The sequence below is a fragment of the uncultured Faecalicoccus sp. genome (genome assembly GCF_944325745.1).
In the GTDB taxonomy this organism is placed as follows: domain Bacteria; phylum Bacillota_I; class Bacilli_A; order Erysipelotrichales; family Erysipelotrichaceae; genus Faecalicoccus.
Map to the genome: position 1 here is coordinate 1 of NZ_CALVBG010000024.1, position 15603 is coordinate 15603.

11 protein-coding genes, 1 pseudogene and 1 other annotated feature are annotated in these 15603 nt (G+C 39.8%); of the genes and pseudogenes, 1 reads left to right on the forward strand and 11 read right to left on the reverse strand.

Annotation, left to right across the window (positions count from 1 at the left end):
- Positions 1-656 precede the first annotated feature (656 nt).
- The 11 genes from Q0J48_RS03835 to Q0J48_RS03885 form a co-directional block, all read right to left on the reverse strand.
- Positions 657-3242, reverse strand: a complete 2586-nt coding sequence (locus Q0J48_RS03835) for a cation-translocating P-type ATPase (protein WP_296241802.1) — start codon at positions 3240-3242, stop codon at positions 657-659.
- A gap of 181 nt (positions 3243-3423) precedes the next feature.
- Positions 3424-4365 (reverse strand): glycyl-radical enzyme activating protein, encoded by a 942-nt coding sequence (locus tag Q0J48_RS03840; RefSeq protein WP_296241804.1) that lies wholly within the window; start codon positions 4363-4365, stop codon positions 3424-3426.
- Positions 4328-6658, reverse strand: a complete 2331-nt coding sequence (locus Q0J48_RS03845; RefSeq protein WP_296241807.1) for a formate C-acetyltransferase/glycerol dehydratase family glycyl radical enzyme — start codon at positions 6656-6658, stop codon at positions 4328-4330. The genes Q0J48_RS03840 and Q0J48_RS03845 overlap by 38 nt, the downstream gene beginning before the upstream one ends.
- Positions 6659-6670: 12 nt before the next feature.
- On the reverse strand, positions 6671-7432 hold the full coding sequence (locus Q0J48_RS03850) for a DeoR/GlpR family DNA-binding transcription regulator (protein ID WP_296241809.1): 762 nt from the start codon (positions 7430-7432) through the stop codon (positions 6671-6673).
- A gap of 78 nt (positions 7433-7510) precedes the next feature.
- A complete protein-coding gene (locus tag Q0J48_RS03855) occupies positions 7511-8059 on the reverse strand; it encodes a PepSY domain-containing protein (RefSeq protein WP_296241811.1) in 549 nt (182 codons plus the stop codon).
- A 98-nt stretch (positions 8060-8157) separates the two neighbouring features.
- The gene (locus tag Q0J48_RS03860; RefSeq protein WP_296241813.1) at positions 8158-8421 is read right to left on the reverse strand and encodes a hypothetical protein; all 264 of its coding nucleotides are present in this window, start codon (positions 8419-8421) and stop codon (positions 8158-8160) included.
- 19 nt (positions 8422-8440) lie between these two features.
- Positions 8441-8899, reverse strand: coding sequence for a MarR family transcriptional regulator (locus Q0J48_RS03865; RefSeq protein ID WP_296241816.1), 459 nt, complete (start codon positions 8897-8899; stop codon positions 8441-8443).
- A 100-nt stretch (positions 8900-8999) separates the two neighbouring features.
- Positions 9000-11609 carry a valine--tRNA ligase gene (locus Q0J48_RS03870; protein ID WP_296241817.1) on the reverse strand — a complete coding sequence of 870 codons (2610 nt, stop codon included), beginning with the start codon at positions 11607-11609 and terminating at the stop codon, positions 9000-9002.
- Positions 11610-11644: 35 nt separating this feature from the next.
- Positions 11645-11849: a binding site (T-box leader), on the reverse strand.
- Positions 11850-11891: 42 nt separating this feature from the next.
- Positions 11892-12119 (reverse strand): hypothetical protein, encoded by a 228-nt coding sequence (locus Q0J48_RS03875; protein ID WP_296241820.1) that lies wholly within the window; start codon positions 12117-12119, stop codon positions 11892-11894.
- Between the two features lie 114 nt (positions 12120-12233).
- Positions 12234-13934, reverse strand: a complete 1701-nt coding sequence (gene ptsP / locus Q0J48_RS03880; RefSeq protein WP_296241821.1) for a phosphoenolpyruvate--protein phosphotransferase — start codon at positions 13932-13934, stop codon at positions 12234-12236.
- A 103-nt stretch (positions 13935-14037) separates the two neighbouring features.
- On the reverse strand, positions 14038-15216 hold the full coding sequence (locus tag Q0J48_RS03885) for a hypothetical protein (protein WP_296241823.1): 1179 nt from the start codon (positions 15214-15216) through the stop codon (positions 14038-14040).
- 61 nt (positions 15217-15277) lie between these two features.
- On the opposite strand from Q0J48_RS03885, the pseudogene Q0J48_RS03890 reads away from it, so the two are divergent.
- Positions 15278-15603 (forward strand): annotated as a pseudogene (locus Q0J48_RS03890) (SAM-dependent methyltransferase); the annotation flags it as partial.

Consider the following 15603-nt stretch of genomic DNA (forward strand, 5'->3'; position numbering starts at 1 on the left):
AAAATCATATTTAAAAAAACAGCAAACACAGTTTATTATGGATTTGAAAAGAATATTAGAGAAATAAATCGGAATTTACCCAAGGGAGTGTGATTGCATGAAAAAAATAAACATCATTATAAACATCTTTATTGCAGTTTTTATTGGTGTATTTATTGGACACGGGGTTTATACTGTTTGGGATTTCAAAACTCATCCCGAATTATACGTTGTGCAATCAGCACCGTGGTATACAAGCATCTTGATATATGGTGTATTGACCATTATTTTGTTACTGATTTGCATTGTGATAAAAGTGATCATCAATCATAAATCTAAACAGAAGTGAGAAATATATGATTACAGTATCGGGAAGTTGACAAAGCTACAAATCCTAATTTAATAAGCGGTTAATCTTTATGGTTGATCGCTTTTCTATATCTAGAAAGTGTTGGATTTAAACCGATATAAATGCAAAGTGAATCATGTCAAAATCCAAAGCATGTACCTCTCTATCCTTTTGTTTTCGGTATAGAAATCCACAATATTAAATCCTATATTTTATTTTTGTTGAAAGTCTTGAATAGAGTTTTATGGCCTTTAACAACTGCGTTGTTATTGCCCAAAACAAAAAATGTCCATCTATCATATAAAAAAAGAGACGAATGTTTCGCCTCTTAATGATACATTTTCATTTTGATGATTCGTACGATCTGGACACATATAAAAGAACCAAGTGCACAAAGTACGATCCAGCCAATATGTGTGAGTGTTAAATCTTGAGCAATCGTAAATAATCCATGAAGACCCGGTACCAGTAATATCAGCATCAACAATCCCGCTCCAACTACAAAAGCTAAACAACTATACACATTGATCGATAGCTTATAAAGCGGTAAGGCCGAACGGCTGGAGAACCCATGAAGCAGACGAGAAAGACATAAAGTTGCAAAAGCCATCGTGCTAGCAAGCGAAGCCGATGTCTGCAATCCGAGATAATACGCCGCCATCACAAAGATAAAGATAATCAATCCTTCTGATCCAATTTGGATCATCGTTTTACGATTCAAAATAGAATCATCACTTTTTCGCGGTTTCTGTCGAAGAATATCATCGGTTCCCTTTTCCATTCCAATCGCAATCGCCGGTAAAGAATCGGTAATCAAATTGATAAACAACAAATGAACGGCCGTAAATGGCGTCGGCAAGAATAATACCGAAGTAAATACGACAGCTAAGATTGCTGAGAAGTTACCAGACAATAAATATGTGATCGCATTCTTGATGTTGGCATACACATTTCTTCCGGTGATCACCGCTTTAACAATTGTAGAAAAATTATCATCCATCAAGATCATACTGGCGGCATCTTTGGAAACTTCCGTTCCGGTGATACCCATCGCAACACCAATATCACTTTGTTTGAGAGCTGGTGCATCATTGACACCATCCCCTGTCATGGCAACGATTTCTTTACGCTTTTGCCACGCCTTTACGATGCGTATCTTATGTTCTGGGGCCACACGGGCATAAACAGAAACTTTTGGTAAGATTTGATCGAGCTCTTCATCGTTCATCTTTTCTAACTGAGCCCCTTCTAAACAAATGTCACCTTCTATAAAGATTCCAATCTGTTGCGCGATACTTTGGGCCGTAATCGCATGGTCACCCGTGATCATAATAGGTTTGATACCGGCAATGCGGCATTTTTCAACCGCATCTTTACTTTCCTCGCGCGGAGGATCCATTTGTGCCACCATCCCGACAAAACAAAGATCATTTTCATCTTCGTAATCTAATTCTTTTGGCTCCATATTTTTATAAGCAAACCCTAAGACACGAAGACCTTTTTTTGCATATTCTTCATTCTTTGAAAGAATCAAATCTTTATCTTCTTCTGTGATAGGTCGCTTTTGATCATGGATCAAAATCTGGGTACAGCGTTTTAAAAGCTCATCCACGGCCCCTTTTGTATAAAGATGGAACCGCGAATTGATTGACATCATCTTTCGACTGGAATCAAACGGAATCTCGCTTAAACGTTCTGTCTCTACGACATAATCGCCATCTTTTTTTCCATAATTATCAAAGAGTTCCAGCAAAGCAATTTCTGTCGGATCTCCAATTTGACTATCTTCGCGATAGATAGCATTGTTGCATAGCAAACATTCTTTTAACAAGACATCATGGCAATGATCACTGGCATCTAGAGCTTCGGGTGCAAAAGCAACTTGATTGGCAAATACATCCATGACCTTCATTTTATTTTGTGTCAATGTTCCTGTCTTATCCGAACAGATGATCGAAACACAGCCTAAACTTTCTACCGCATTTAACTGTTTGATGATTGCATTTTCTTTGACCATCTTTTGTGTTGAAATCGACAAAACGATCGTAACGATCGAGCCTAGTGCTTCCGGAATCGCCGCAACGGCTAAAGCAACCGCAATCAATAAGGCGTCGAGAATATTTTCGTGCGCAAACACCACATTGATACAAAGAATAATGGCGCAGATTGCACAGATGCTGATGGTCAGTTTTACAGAGAATTCATCCAAACTTTTCTGTAAAGGCGTTTTTCGCTCGGATGCATTTTCAATCATCGTCGCAATATGCCCGATCTGCGTATCCATCGCAATCGCACTTACAACATATTTTCCCGTTCCGTTGGTCACCAAACCGCTGGAGAAAACCATGTTGGTTTGATCGGCCAAAGGTTTTTCCCCTTCCAATGCCGTCACACTTTTTTCTTGAGGAAGGGATTCTCCTGTCAAAGCACTTTCGTTGATCTGTAAATTGGCGGCTTCTAAAATACGTCCATCCCCTTCAATGACATCTCCTGCTTCAACACAGACAATATCTCCAATCGTCAACTGATCGCTGGAGATTTCTTCCACCTGACCATTTCGTAAAACCTTGACATGTGGCGTCGATAACTTTTGTAAACTCTCTAGAGATTTACGTGCTTTCAAAGTTTGAATCGTTCCCAAGATCGCATTGATAGTAATCACGACTAAAATAACAGCGGTGCTGACAAACTCTCCAGAAACGGCAGAAATCAAGGCCGCACAGATCAGCACAATAACCAGCAGATCTTTATATTGTTCCAAGAAAATAATCAAAGGACTTTTGGGTTTCGACTGATTCATTTGATTAAGTCCATACTTTTCTTGTCTCTTTTTTACTTCGTCGTTAGACAAACCTTCAGTACTCGAATTGAATGACTTCAAAACATCTGCCGGATTTTGGTTGTAGATTGACATAAGTTCCTCCCTTTATCAAAAAAATAGACAAGATCCATTAAGAACCTTTGTCCTTAATGAGTCTTGTCTTTAAGATTGTCCAGAATGTAACATTCGGGTATGTTGAACAATCACGCAGATTACGAGACTACTCCCTCATTGCGGTTATTATACCGAACTTAAAAGTAAAATTCAATCTTTATCATTCGATGATCAAATTTTGAATACCATTCTCTTTGGCCACTCGATAAAAAGATTCCATAACTTCCGGCGAGTAGAGTTTAGGATTCTCTTCGAAACAATAATCCATATCTAAATATGCATATTTCGATTTTGCCAACGGATTGTAGTTTAAGATCTCATAATGCGTTTGCGGGTAGATCGAACTCAAAAACGCGGCAATCTGTCCGATATTTTCTTGTGTCGCTGTCATGGTTGGGATCAAAGGCGTCCGAATGATCACCTGATCCTTTTTATCCGATGTCAACAAATATCGTATATTTTCCAAGATCTTCGAATTATCTACACCCGTCCACTCTTTATGCTTGGTTGAATCAAAAACTTTACAATCCGCATAAATCTGATCAAGAGTGGGTAAAGCTTTCTGGATCCATTCTTGATCGACATAAAGACTAGTCTCAATCGCGGTGTGGATCCCTTCTTCTTTGCATGCACTCAAAAGTGACAGTAAGCCTTCTGGCTGTAAAAAAGGTTCGCCCCCAGAAATCGTAACACCGCCTCCATACCGGAAGAAGGATTCATCTTTTTTGATTTCTTGTATCAGTTCAGAAACAGAATACGAGGAAGAATCAAATTGTAGAGCCCTGGTCGGACAAGCGTCAATGATCTTATCCCAATCTTCTAAAGCGTTTCGATCCAATAAGATCTTGTCTTTTAGAAATCTCACCCCATGTTTTTGACAGGTGTGAACACAGCTTAAACAATGGATACACTTATTCTCCATATATAAAACTTGTCTTTTGGGAAGCAATCCCTCCGGATTTTGACACCATTTACAGCGCAGAGGACAGCCTTTAAAGAAGACTGTTGTGCGGATACCATGCCCGTCATGAGTTGAAAACCGTTTGATATCAAAAACTTGCAGATTAGATGTTGTCATAAGACGTCCTTGCGATGATCTCATTTTGAAGGTCACCGGCTAATTCCGTAAAATAGGCCGTATACCCTGCTACTCGTACTGTCAAAGAACTATATTGTTCCGGATGTTTCTGCGCTGCCAGCAGATCTTCCCTGCGAACCACATTGAACTGAATATGCGGAATTTCCAGATCGACAAACGTTCTCAAAAAATTACAGAATTTTTGAATCCCGGTTTCGGTCTTAAAGAATTCCGGTAAAAACTTCATATTCAAGAGACCACCATTCGTTGTACAATCGTCATTCAATCGAGAAACTGATTTCAATACGGCAGTCGGGCCTTTTAGATCCCGCCCGTAAACCGCCGATAATCCCCCGTCAGCCAAAGGCGTCTGCGAGAGTCTTCCATCGGCACTGGCTCCCACATTTTGTCCCATAGGAACATGGGCACTCACAGTATACATACCACTGTGATAGAGACCACCGCGGTAGTTTGTATAGTTTCTCAATGTATCACGGAAAAATTGAGCCCATTTTGCTCCCAGTTGGTCAACCCATTCAACATCATTCCCATATTTTGGCACGCGGTTCAACAACAATTGCCGCATCACTTCATATCCTTGGAAATCATGTTCTAGAGCTGTTTCAAGATCTTTTGCGCCAATGCGTTTTTGATCATAGACCATCATTTTAATGGCTGCTAAAGAATCCGCTAAGTTGGCAACCTGGATCATTTGGATTCCCGATAGATTATAATGGGCACCGCCACGAGTTACATCGATTCCTTTTTCCATACAGTCATCGATCACACTGCTCAAAAAAGCAGTCGGAAGAATATCGATATGGGCTTTCTCCACTTCTTCACAACACGGGATCATTTTTTCGATAAAGTACAACATCATCTTCTGGAAAGCTACCTCGAGATCTTCAAAAGTTTCATACGTGCTCAAAGATCCAAGATCGGGTCCTAATTGATCATTCGTGATCAGACATCTTCCATGGTTCAGTGTCAGTTCTAAGACTTTATTCATATTGAACATTGCCGCATCGGACCAGCCTAAATTATTCCCTTGCGTGGTCAATTCAACGCAACCCACGATCGCATAATCCTTTGCGTCTTTAGAAGAAATCCCCAGTTTTTCCATTTCATGGATAATTGCCTTATCATTAAAGAACTGAGGCATTCCGCTTCCCTTTGAAACAACGCGAACCGCATGGCGCAAAAGCGCTTCATTGGTATGTTCATGAAGACGTACACTCAGATTCGGCTGCGGCAATCCCAGATCTTCTTGTGCGTCCAGGAACAAATGACTTAATTCGTTGCAGAAGTCATTTCCCTCTTCATCAACACCCCCTACCGCGATGTTGAAACCAATTGGGAATCCCGCAAAGTATTTGGCAGAGTTTTGATTTCGCAAATAGACGATTTGATTAAATTTCAACCATAGACATTCAATGATCTCTAAAGCTTCCTGATCATTGATCCGCAATTCATCAATATCTTTTTTATAGTATGGATACAGAGTTTTATCCAAGCGACCGGGCGAAAAACTCGAAGCATTGCTTTCCATATGCAGGATCACAAATAAGAACCAAAGCGACTGCACCGCTTCATGGAATGTCTGCGCCGGTCTTTGACTCAAATTTTTACAAATCGCAGCGACTTTTTTCATATCCGATGCATGAGCTGGATATACATGAGATTCTTGAATCAGTAGATCATGATAGCGCATCATAAAATCTTTTACACCATCCATGACCAACACGATGGAGCGATAGAAATCTCGTTGATTGTCGGAACAATCATTTAAATGTTCCTGCGCCTCCTTTTGAAGTCCTGAAGGTCCTTTTTCGAGCCACTCCTTTACATTAGGACAAATATGTCCTTGCGCATGATCTTTTTGATTGATCTTGACAACTTTACTGATCGCATCAATTTCATGGCCTGCTCTTGAACGCAGTACATCTTCTAAACTCTTGCCTTTCCAATAGGGCAAGATCTCTTTTCTAAAAGTTATGATATCTTCATCACGAACTAAAAATTTGTCTTGCGGGCGATTCGAAATCGTTTCTAATTCACGATCGACCCAACTGATTCCACTTTCTGGAAAAACCACTCCGTATCGTACACCTTTGGTGCGGTTCCCAACGATCAATTCTTCAGGTTCGATCCCGATCTCTAGTTCGTGAAGAGCGTTATACAAAGCGTAAGCACGTTTCATTTGTGCAGATTCATTTTCATGTTCTTTGTATGTTCTTGTAATGATCAAAGCTTGTTCAATACTGACATAACGTGGTTGCGATAACATTTTTTCTTTTAAGATCTGAATTCTTTCCATTGGTTCTTCCTCCTATTCGAAACATTCTAACCCATATTTTCGACAGTATTTTCGTTGTATCGAGTTTAACTTTTGATCGGTGATCAATCCGGTCACCGAATCGATCGTAGTATATTTATAGTTCCCTAATTGATTAAACTTATCATGATCAGCCAATAGATAGACGGCCTTCGAGCGTTCGACGACCATTTTCTTGGTCACTCCATCTTTGGCCATATAGGTATAAACGGCATTTTCCTCTAGATCTAAGCCAACGACCCCACAAAATGCCAAGTCAAAATGAAAGTTTTCAAGCATCTGATCCGCAAGACTTCCAACGAATCCATCTTTCCCATAATCTAATTCTCCGCCAATGAAGATCACATTGACATCACTGGGAATCAAAAGATTAACGGCCTCTAATGAATTGGTCACTACTGTGATATTCAGGTTCTGTCGGGCAATCTCACGGGCCAATTCCACAACAGTTGTGCTGATATCCAGAAACACGACATTTCCTTCTTGGATCAAACCAACCGCTTTTTGCGCAATCTTCTTTTTTTCCTCTAAATTTAATGTCTTTCTTTGTGAAGCTTTTTTCCGATTAACATTTTGTTTGCTCGGAATAGCACCGCCGTAGATCTTCTTGCATTTTCCTAATTTTTCTAAAGCACTCAAGTCCTTTCGTATCAAATCTTCAGTCACATTGAACCTTTCGCTGAGTTCTTTGACACGCACACTGCCTTTTTCAAGCAGTTCTTTTAAGATCAAATCTTGTCGTTCTTCTACAAACATATCATCACCAACTCAAGTATAACAGAATAATAAAAAGTAATAAAGAAAAATAATAAAAAATAAAAAGGCCTTATGGCCTTAATCATAAATACTCTCTTGTTTCGTGTGCAAGATCTCACCGGTTGCGGCATCAATTGTATAATCATACTCCGTCTGATCTTCGATCACTTCGATTTCATAGATCAACTTTCCATACTCATGATCTGTATCGGTTCCTTTGACTGATCCGTTTGGATGTTGTTGTAAAGCAATTTGTTGAGCTTTCTCTAATCCGATATTCGATCCATCTGTATTGGCAGTCTGTGAATTATTTGGGCAAAAATCATTTGTTTGATTGTTTTGTGGATAAGACGGTAAAGTTTCTGTTTCAAAACTGCTGACTTGTCCAAAACCGCTGATTTGTACCTCAAATTTTTCAGTATCCGTCTGGATCGTAAACTCATACTCCGATAGAAGGAAATCTTTCTCTACTTTCTCTTCAACGATTTTTGCTTGATCATCTCCCACTTGCTCTAAAGCAATTTGACGGGCTTTATTTAGATCTGTCTGCAGGAAAAAGAAAGCACCTGCCCCCGCGATAAAAACAATGATAACGATAATAATAACAGCTAAGATCCCTTTTTTCATAGTATCTATGTCCCTTCTTGAGTTTATTGTATCAAAGTCATTAATTAGACGCCACTAATTAACTTCTCGAAAAAAAATCTTGGAAATCCAAGATCTCTTTATTGAATACTGATGATCAAAAACACATGATCATTTTCTCTTTGTATTTCTTCAAAAGCATCTACAAGCTGAACAAGCTCATCTGAGACAACAGACTTTTGTCCAAGCTCGATCACGATATCTTCCGTAATCTCTTTCATATCCTCTTTAAGACTAGAAATATCCAGGCATTCATGCTTCGGAAGATCTAAAACCGAATACAGATCCTCAAGTGCTTGTGTTTGCGATTCATAGTGATTTAAATCAATTTTAACTCGTTTCATAATAATCCTTTCGCATTGTTCATTGATCAATAGGATCAATGATATGATTCTTGCGAGAAAAATCGATGATCTTATTTAAAATTCGATATAAATTTTCACAATCCTCTTCTCCAAGCTCATCTAAAAAACAGCTTAATGAATTTTGATGCTCTTTCCATTTGGACAGGATCTTTTCGCGAATATCATCTGTCACTTGAATCGTCACAGTACGACGGTCCTCTTCCGATCGAACGCGTTTGACCCATCCATTTTTTTCATAACCAGAAATAATTTGACTGGCAGCAGCCGGGGTCACTTTTAGATTTTGTGCAAGTTGAGACATTGTGACTGGTTCCTGATTCTCCTGCATCAGAATATAAATCAAGATATTAAGATCCCTTGACCGAAACCCTTTGATAGGTCCGCGATTTTTACGAGTAAACTCCATTAAAGTCAACATGGATTCATTGATCAATTCCATTGTTTTTTCCTTTGACATAGGCCCTCCTTTAATTAAGTGTCTTAATCTTTTAGTGACTAAATATTATCATGTTCTAAGATAAAGTCAATAAAAAAGATCTGTTGGATCAACAGACCTTTTAAGAATTCAGTTTTTTCAAGACATCTTCCAAACTTGTTTGTGTCAATGAGAGTTTTTCTTTATACATCTCTAATTTATCCCGTTCTTGAGCGACCTTGGCTTTCGGGGCTTTGGCAATAAAGTTTTGATTCTTTAACATTCCTTCTGCCCGCTGGATCTCTTTTTGAAGATGTCCAATCTCTTTTTCGAGTTTTGTCTTCTCTTCTTCCAGATCAACAAGATCTCCCATGCGTACTTTTAGAACCGCGGAATCCAAAGTTCTCGTCAAAACTTCTTCATCCGTTATCGTTTCAAAGTGAACATGACAAATGCGGTCAATCATCTTCTGATAATAATCGGACAATATTTGAGGAGCTCCATTTTCATCGACAATATCAATGCTCAGTGATTCGCTTGGTTTTAAATTGTATTCTTGTTTAATTTCACGAACCTTTGAAATAATGGAAAGAGCCAAAGATACAGATTGACGATCTTGCGACGAGAAATCAACCGGAATCGCAGAAGGCCATGTTTCGCAATTGATGCTTTCTGCTGTATGCGGTAATGACATATAGATCTCTTCTGTCACAAAAGGCATGAACGGATGAAGCAATTTACAAATATTGATCAAGATTGTATATAAAACCGCTTTTGTCGATGCCACAACTTCCGGATCTTCACTATACAGGCTCGCCTTGCTCAATTCAATATACCAGCTGCAGAAATCATCCCATACAAAGTTGTACAATTCGTTTCCGACAATGGCAAATTCATATCGTTCCATATTACCGGTAACATTTTCAAGAACTTGATCAAATCGATCAAGGATCCATTTGTCAACTTCACTTAAACGATCCAGATCCAGTTGCGGGATCTCATCATTCAACTGCATCTGAACAAACCGTGCTGCATTCCAGATCTTATTGATAAAGTTCCAAGCTGAATCAAGTTTCTTCTCATCAAAGCGCAAATCCAATCCTGGTGTTGAATTGGTCGTCAAGAAAAAGCGCAGCGCATCCGCACCTTTATCTTGGATCACATCCATCGGATCGATTCCATTCCCCAGAGATTTTGACATTTTACGACCTTGCGGATCGCGTACCAAGCCATGAATCAAAACATCTTTGAAAGGTCGATTTTTCATGCAGTAACGAGTCTGGAAAGCCATACGAGCCACCCAGAAGAAGATGATGTCATAGCCCGTCACCAGACAATCATTCGGGAAATAACGCTCCAGATCAGCCGTATCTTCCGGCCAACCTAACGTAGAGAAAGGCCACAATGCGCTCGAGAACCAGGTGTCCAAAACATCTTCATCCTGGATCCAGTTCTCCAAATCTTGCGGGTCTTCCATCCCGACATAAAGCTCTCCCGTTTCTTTGTTTGTCCAAGCTGGAATGCGGTGTCCCCACCATAACTGACGAGAAATACACCAATCTTCAATATTTTCCAGCCATTGTTCAAATGTTTTTTCGAAACGCGATGGAACAAAGGAAATCTTCTGATCTTCGATCTTTTGATTTTTCAGAACTTCATCAGCTAATGGTTTCATCTTTACAAACCATTGTTTGCTCAAATAAGGTTCAACGATCACTCCGGTACGTTGTGAATGCCCTACCGGATGCATATGTTCCTCAATATGATCAACGACACCGGCAGCTTCAAAATCTTTTACCAGCGCTTCACGGCATTCAAAACGATCCATTCCTGCATATTTATGTGCCATTTCATTCATCGTGCCATCCGGATTCATACAAATCGGCATAGGTAGATCATATTTCTTGGCCAACATAAAATCGTTAGGATCGTGCGCTGGCGTACATTTCATGACAGCCGTACCAAAATCCATATCAATATAATCATCCGCCATGATCGGCAAGGCATCTCCATTGGCCGGATTGATCGCATGCAGTCCGACGATATCCTTATATCGTTCATCATCAGGATGTACAAAGATTGCCTGATCGGCAAACATTGTTTCCGGACGCGTGGTCGCAATGACTAATTCCTGCCCTGTTTCCACAACTTTATATTTGAAATAATACATATGTCCCGGAATTTCTTTATGTTCGACTTCAATATTTGATAAAGCCGTCTTGGCTTCCGGATCCCAGTTGATGATTCGTTCTCCCTGATAAATCAAACCATCGTTGTATAGATCGACGAATACCTTACGTACGGCCTTGGACAACCCCTCATCCAAAGTAAAACGCTCACGAGAATAATCCAGAGACAGCCCAAGTTTGGCCCACTGTTTACGAATTGTAGCTGCGTATTCTTCTTTCCATTCCCAAGCTCGTTCCAAGAATTTTTCTCTTCCGATGTCGTATCTTGAAATGCCTTCATCCTTTAAACGGGCATCCACTTTCGCCTGCGTAGCGATTCCCGCATGATCCATCCCGGATACCCACAACACATCATAGCCGCGTAAACGTTTATAGCGGCAAATAATATCTTGTAAAGTTGTATCCCAGGCATGTCCTAAGTGTAATTTCCCTGTTACATTCGGTGGCGGGATCACGATGCAGTAAGGATGTTTCGATACATCGCCAGCCGTAAAATAACCTTTATTGACCCATTGGTCATAAATATTGGATTCCACTTTTAAATGATCATATTTTGGTTCCATGGTTCTTTCTCCTCTCGATAATAAAAAAACACATCCCATAGGACGTGTTAAACGTGGTACCACCTAAATTCATATGCGAAAAGCATACCTTATTACCGATAACGCCGGTTTGCGGTGCCTTCTACTTAAGTTCAAAGGCCAGCTCCTAGACTACCTTCATCTTGTTTCCAGATCCTTTTCCACCAGCCAAGGACTCTCTTGACCTTCCACAAGATTACTCCTTCTATTCAACGCATTTATGAATATAGTTTAGGGGAAACTCGACAAAAATTCAAGCAGTTCTTAAATCAAGACTTGATAAACCAAAGCGACATAGAAAATAAAACCACAAGAAGCCATAACGGCAGAGACGGATATTCCGCAAGTTCCTAAGAGGAATATGATTCCTATTAATAAGAGTGCAAAGGCGAGCACCTCCAAGCGTTCTTTATTTTTCGCCGGAAAAACAATTGTTTTGATATACCCTAATAAACTGAATGCGATACTACAAAAACCTAATATATATAACATAAAACCATCCTCTATCTAAACTCATCATAGAGGATGGTTGTTACTATTCAGCTAAGTAAAAGTAAAAAAACAGTAAAAAAGTATAGACTGCGAAAGTCTATACTTTTCAGTGCATTATTGAACTTTGGATTTAACGTATTCCAAAACTTCTTCTGCGGTCTGTTTTTGTAAGCATTCCTGAGCTAATTCCTGCATTTCTTCATAGCTCAAAGATTTAACAACCTTGCGAGCTTTTAAGATCTGAGTAGCGCTCATAGAGAATTCATCCAGTCCCAAACCTAACAAGATCGGAACGGCATTGGGTTCCCCAGCCATGGCTCCGCACATACCAGCCCATTTCCCTTGAGAATGTGCACCTTTGATGGTATTGGCAACCAAACGCAATACACTTGGGTTGAATGGTTGATACAAGTATGATACATGTTCGGACATACGGTCAGCAGCCATAGAATACTGGATCAAGTCATTCGTACCAATAGAGAAGAAATCAGCATATTTTGCGAATTGATCAGCCAAAACAGCAGCTGCTGGAATTTCAACCATCATACCAACTTCGATATTATCCGCAACGGCAACACCTTCATGGATCAATTCTTGTTTTACATCTTCATAGATTGCCTTAGCATCACAGAATTCTTTGACCGTAGCGATCATCGGGAACATGATACAAAGTTTACCATAGACAGAAGCACGGCATAATGCACGAAGCTGTGTACGGAAGATATCTGTTTCTTTCAAGCACAGACGAATTGCACGATAGCCTAAGAATGGGTTCATTTCTTGCGGGAATTCGTAATAAGACAAGTGCTTATCTCCACCGATATCCAAAGTACGAACTACAACACGTTTTCCCTGCATACCTTCGAGAACTTGTTTGTAAGCTTCAAATTGTTCATCTTCAGTTGGGAAATGATCGGAATCCATATACAAGAATTCTGTACGGAAAAGGCCTACCCCTTCTCCACCGTTTTTCAGAACACCTTCAACATCTTTGAATCCTCCGATGTTTCCAGCTAATTCAACTTCATGACCATCCTTAGTCACTGATTTTTCAGTGACAAGAACTTTTAATTCTTCTTTTTCTTTTGCATAAGCTTCGGCCTTCGCCTGGAATTTTTTTACAGTTTCTTCATCGGGATTGACAACGACTTCCCCATCCAGAGCATCTAAAGCTAAGACATCTCCTGTTTTAACTGCATCTAAAACACCTGGGCATCCAACAACCGCAGGGATCTCTAAAGAGTTTGCCATGATGGCAGAGTGACTTGTCTTACCACCGATCTCCGTAGCGAAACCTTTTACGTACTCATTTAACTGTGCCGTATCGCTTGGTGTTAAATCATGAGCAACGATGATCGAATCTTCATCAATACTAGTAAGATCTGGGATCGTCAATCCTAACAGATTGCATTTCAAACGGAACGTAACGTCCTTAACATCCGCAGCACGTTCTTTAAAATAATCATTATCCATGCTTTCGAACATCGAAATCATCATGGAAGCAACTTCTTCCGTTGCATATTCGGCATTGACTGACTGGCTTTCGATCATTCCCTTGATCTGAGAAGCAAGTTCTGGATCTCCTGCCATCATTAAATGTGCATCAAATACAGCCAGTTCTTCTGGACTGAGACGTTTTGCGGCTCGTTCCTTAACACCTTCGATATCTTTCTTTGTCTTTTCCAAAGCTTCATCAAACTTTTTAATTTCAGCCTGAGGATCGCCTTGTTTCTTTTCAATGACAACATTCGGCGTTTCAAGCTTGTAGACTTTCGCAACGGATACCCCGGCGCTAGCAGCAATACCTTTTAACATGATAAAACCCTCCTATTTATTCATAAAAACGCTATTTGCTCGAACAAATTTTAACACTTTTGTCAGGTATTTACAATTTTTTAAAACGGTTTCAAAAGAGATGTTAAAAATTTACTTGAACAAATCCACTTTCTTTAATGCAGCGGATCAAATAATCTTTTTGGTTCTCTTCCTTGAAAACAATGTGAAAATACAATTCTTCATCGAGCTGACGGATCTTCGCGTCAATCATTGGGAATCCTTCTTCCTCATGAACAAGTATCCAGATTGATTTTCCCTGATATGGAATCGGATCTTGTTTCTCTAATTCTGGAATCGAAGAACAGATCATCGGCTTTTTAGAAACTTGAATAAAGTAGTCCCATGCATGCTCTTCCGTGCGTGGTGACATCAGGCACATAGCTTCTAAAACCGGATCAAAACTGCGCTCACACGCACCGAAAGCGACAACTTTCGCATTGTCGAAAAGATGATACACTTCCTGCAAACGATATTGGAAAACTTCCTGTTCCATGGATTTTGCGTTTTGCAGGCGATCATCCCGTCCTAATAAAGAGATGTAGTTTCTATATTCTTTGACAGGATAGGTCAAAGAAGGATCTTTTTGAAAAGCAATCTCTAAATAATCACAGATCAAATGAGCCATTTTTAACGTATGATCATTCATTAAAGCGAAAGGTCCATACCCTTCTTTGGCCATCAGCAACAAGGCTGTGTTTTTATAATACTGGGCCGTTTTGTCCCAAGTATTCCAAACAAAAAAATTATCCATCAAAGCTTCAGGATCCATATGAATAAACTCTTTTGTATCCAAATATCCTATGGGCGTCGCGACCGCATTTTCTTTTTCCAACGGTAAGAAAAAAGTGGAATCATAAAGGTAATTCTTATAATACAAAGGTCTTTTTCTGACTAATTCTCCTCGAAGATATTCCACTTCATCTTCGTATAAATGAAAGATACGATGAAAATTCCCGTCCTTATCCAGTTCTAAATCATCGATCAGTTCATAGTCTCCAGGCAATTCATGTTGAATATCCAAAAACAGATCCACACAAAACGCATGAAAACCCGGGCCACCATGGCGCGTGTTAGCGCTCATGATCACTTGCCGTCCTTCTTCGCTGACTTGGATCTTCCCTTGCGGACAAACATCCAATTCGACGATATCTCCTCGTTCTTCGATCTGTAACTGTTCACGATGTGCCAAAGCTGCTAAAACTTGATAAAGTTCATCTTTTTCTTTTTGATTTCGGTCTTTACAAAGTAATTGAACAAACATTGGGATCTCCTTTTTGATTATTATATCAAAATCATTCATTAACTGTGTTATAATAACACACATGAATCAATGTGCAAATAATTGGAAAGACTATGAAGTCTTAGATACAGGAAACAAAGAAAAACTGGAGCGTTGGAACTCAATCATCTTACGCCGGCCGGATCCTGTCTGTGTTTGGCCAATCGATGAATCAAATCCCGATTGGAACAAGGCGGACGCAATCTATCATCGTTCTAAAAGCGGCGGCGGTCACTGGCAGACAATCAAGCCCATCAAGGAATTTTGGACGATTGGCTACAAGGGACTGCGGTTCAAGATTTCTCCCACCGGTTTCAAACACACTGGTTTATTTCCGGAACAAGCTGCCAACTGGGACTTTATGATGGA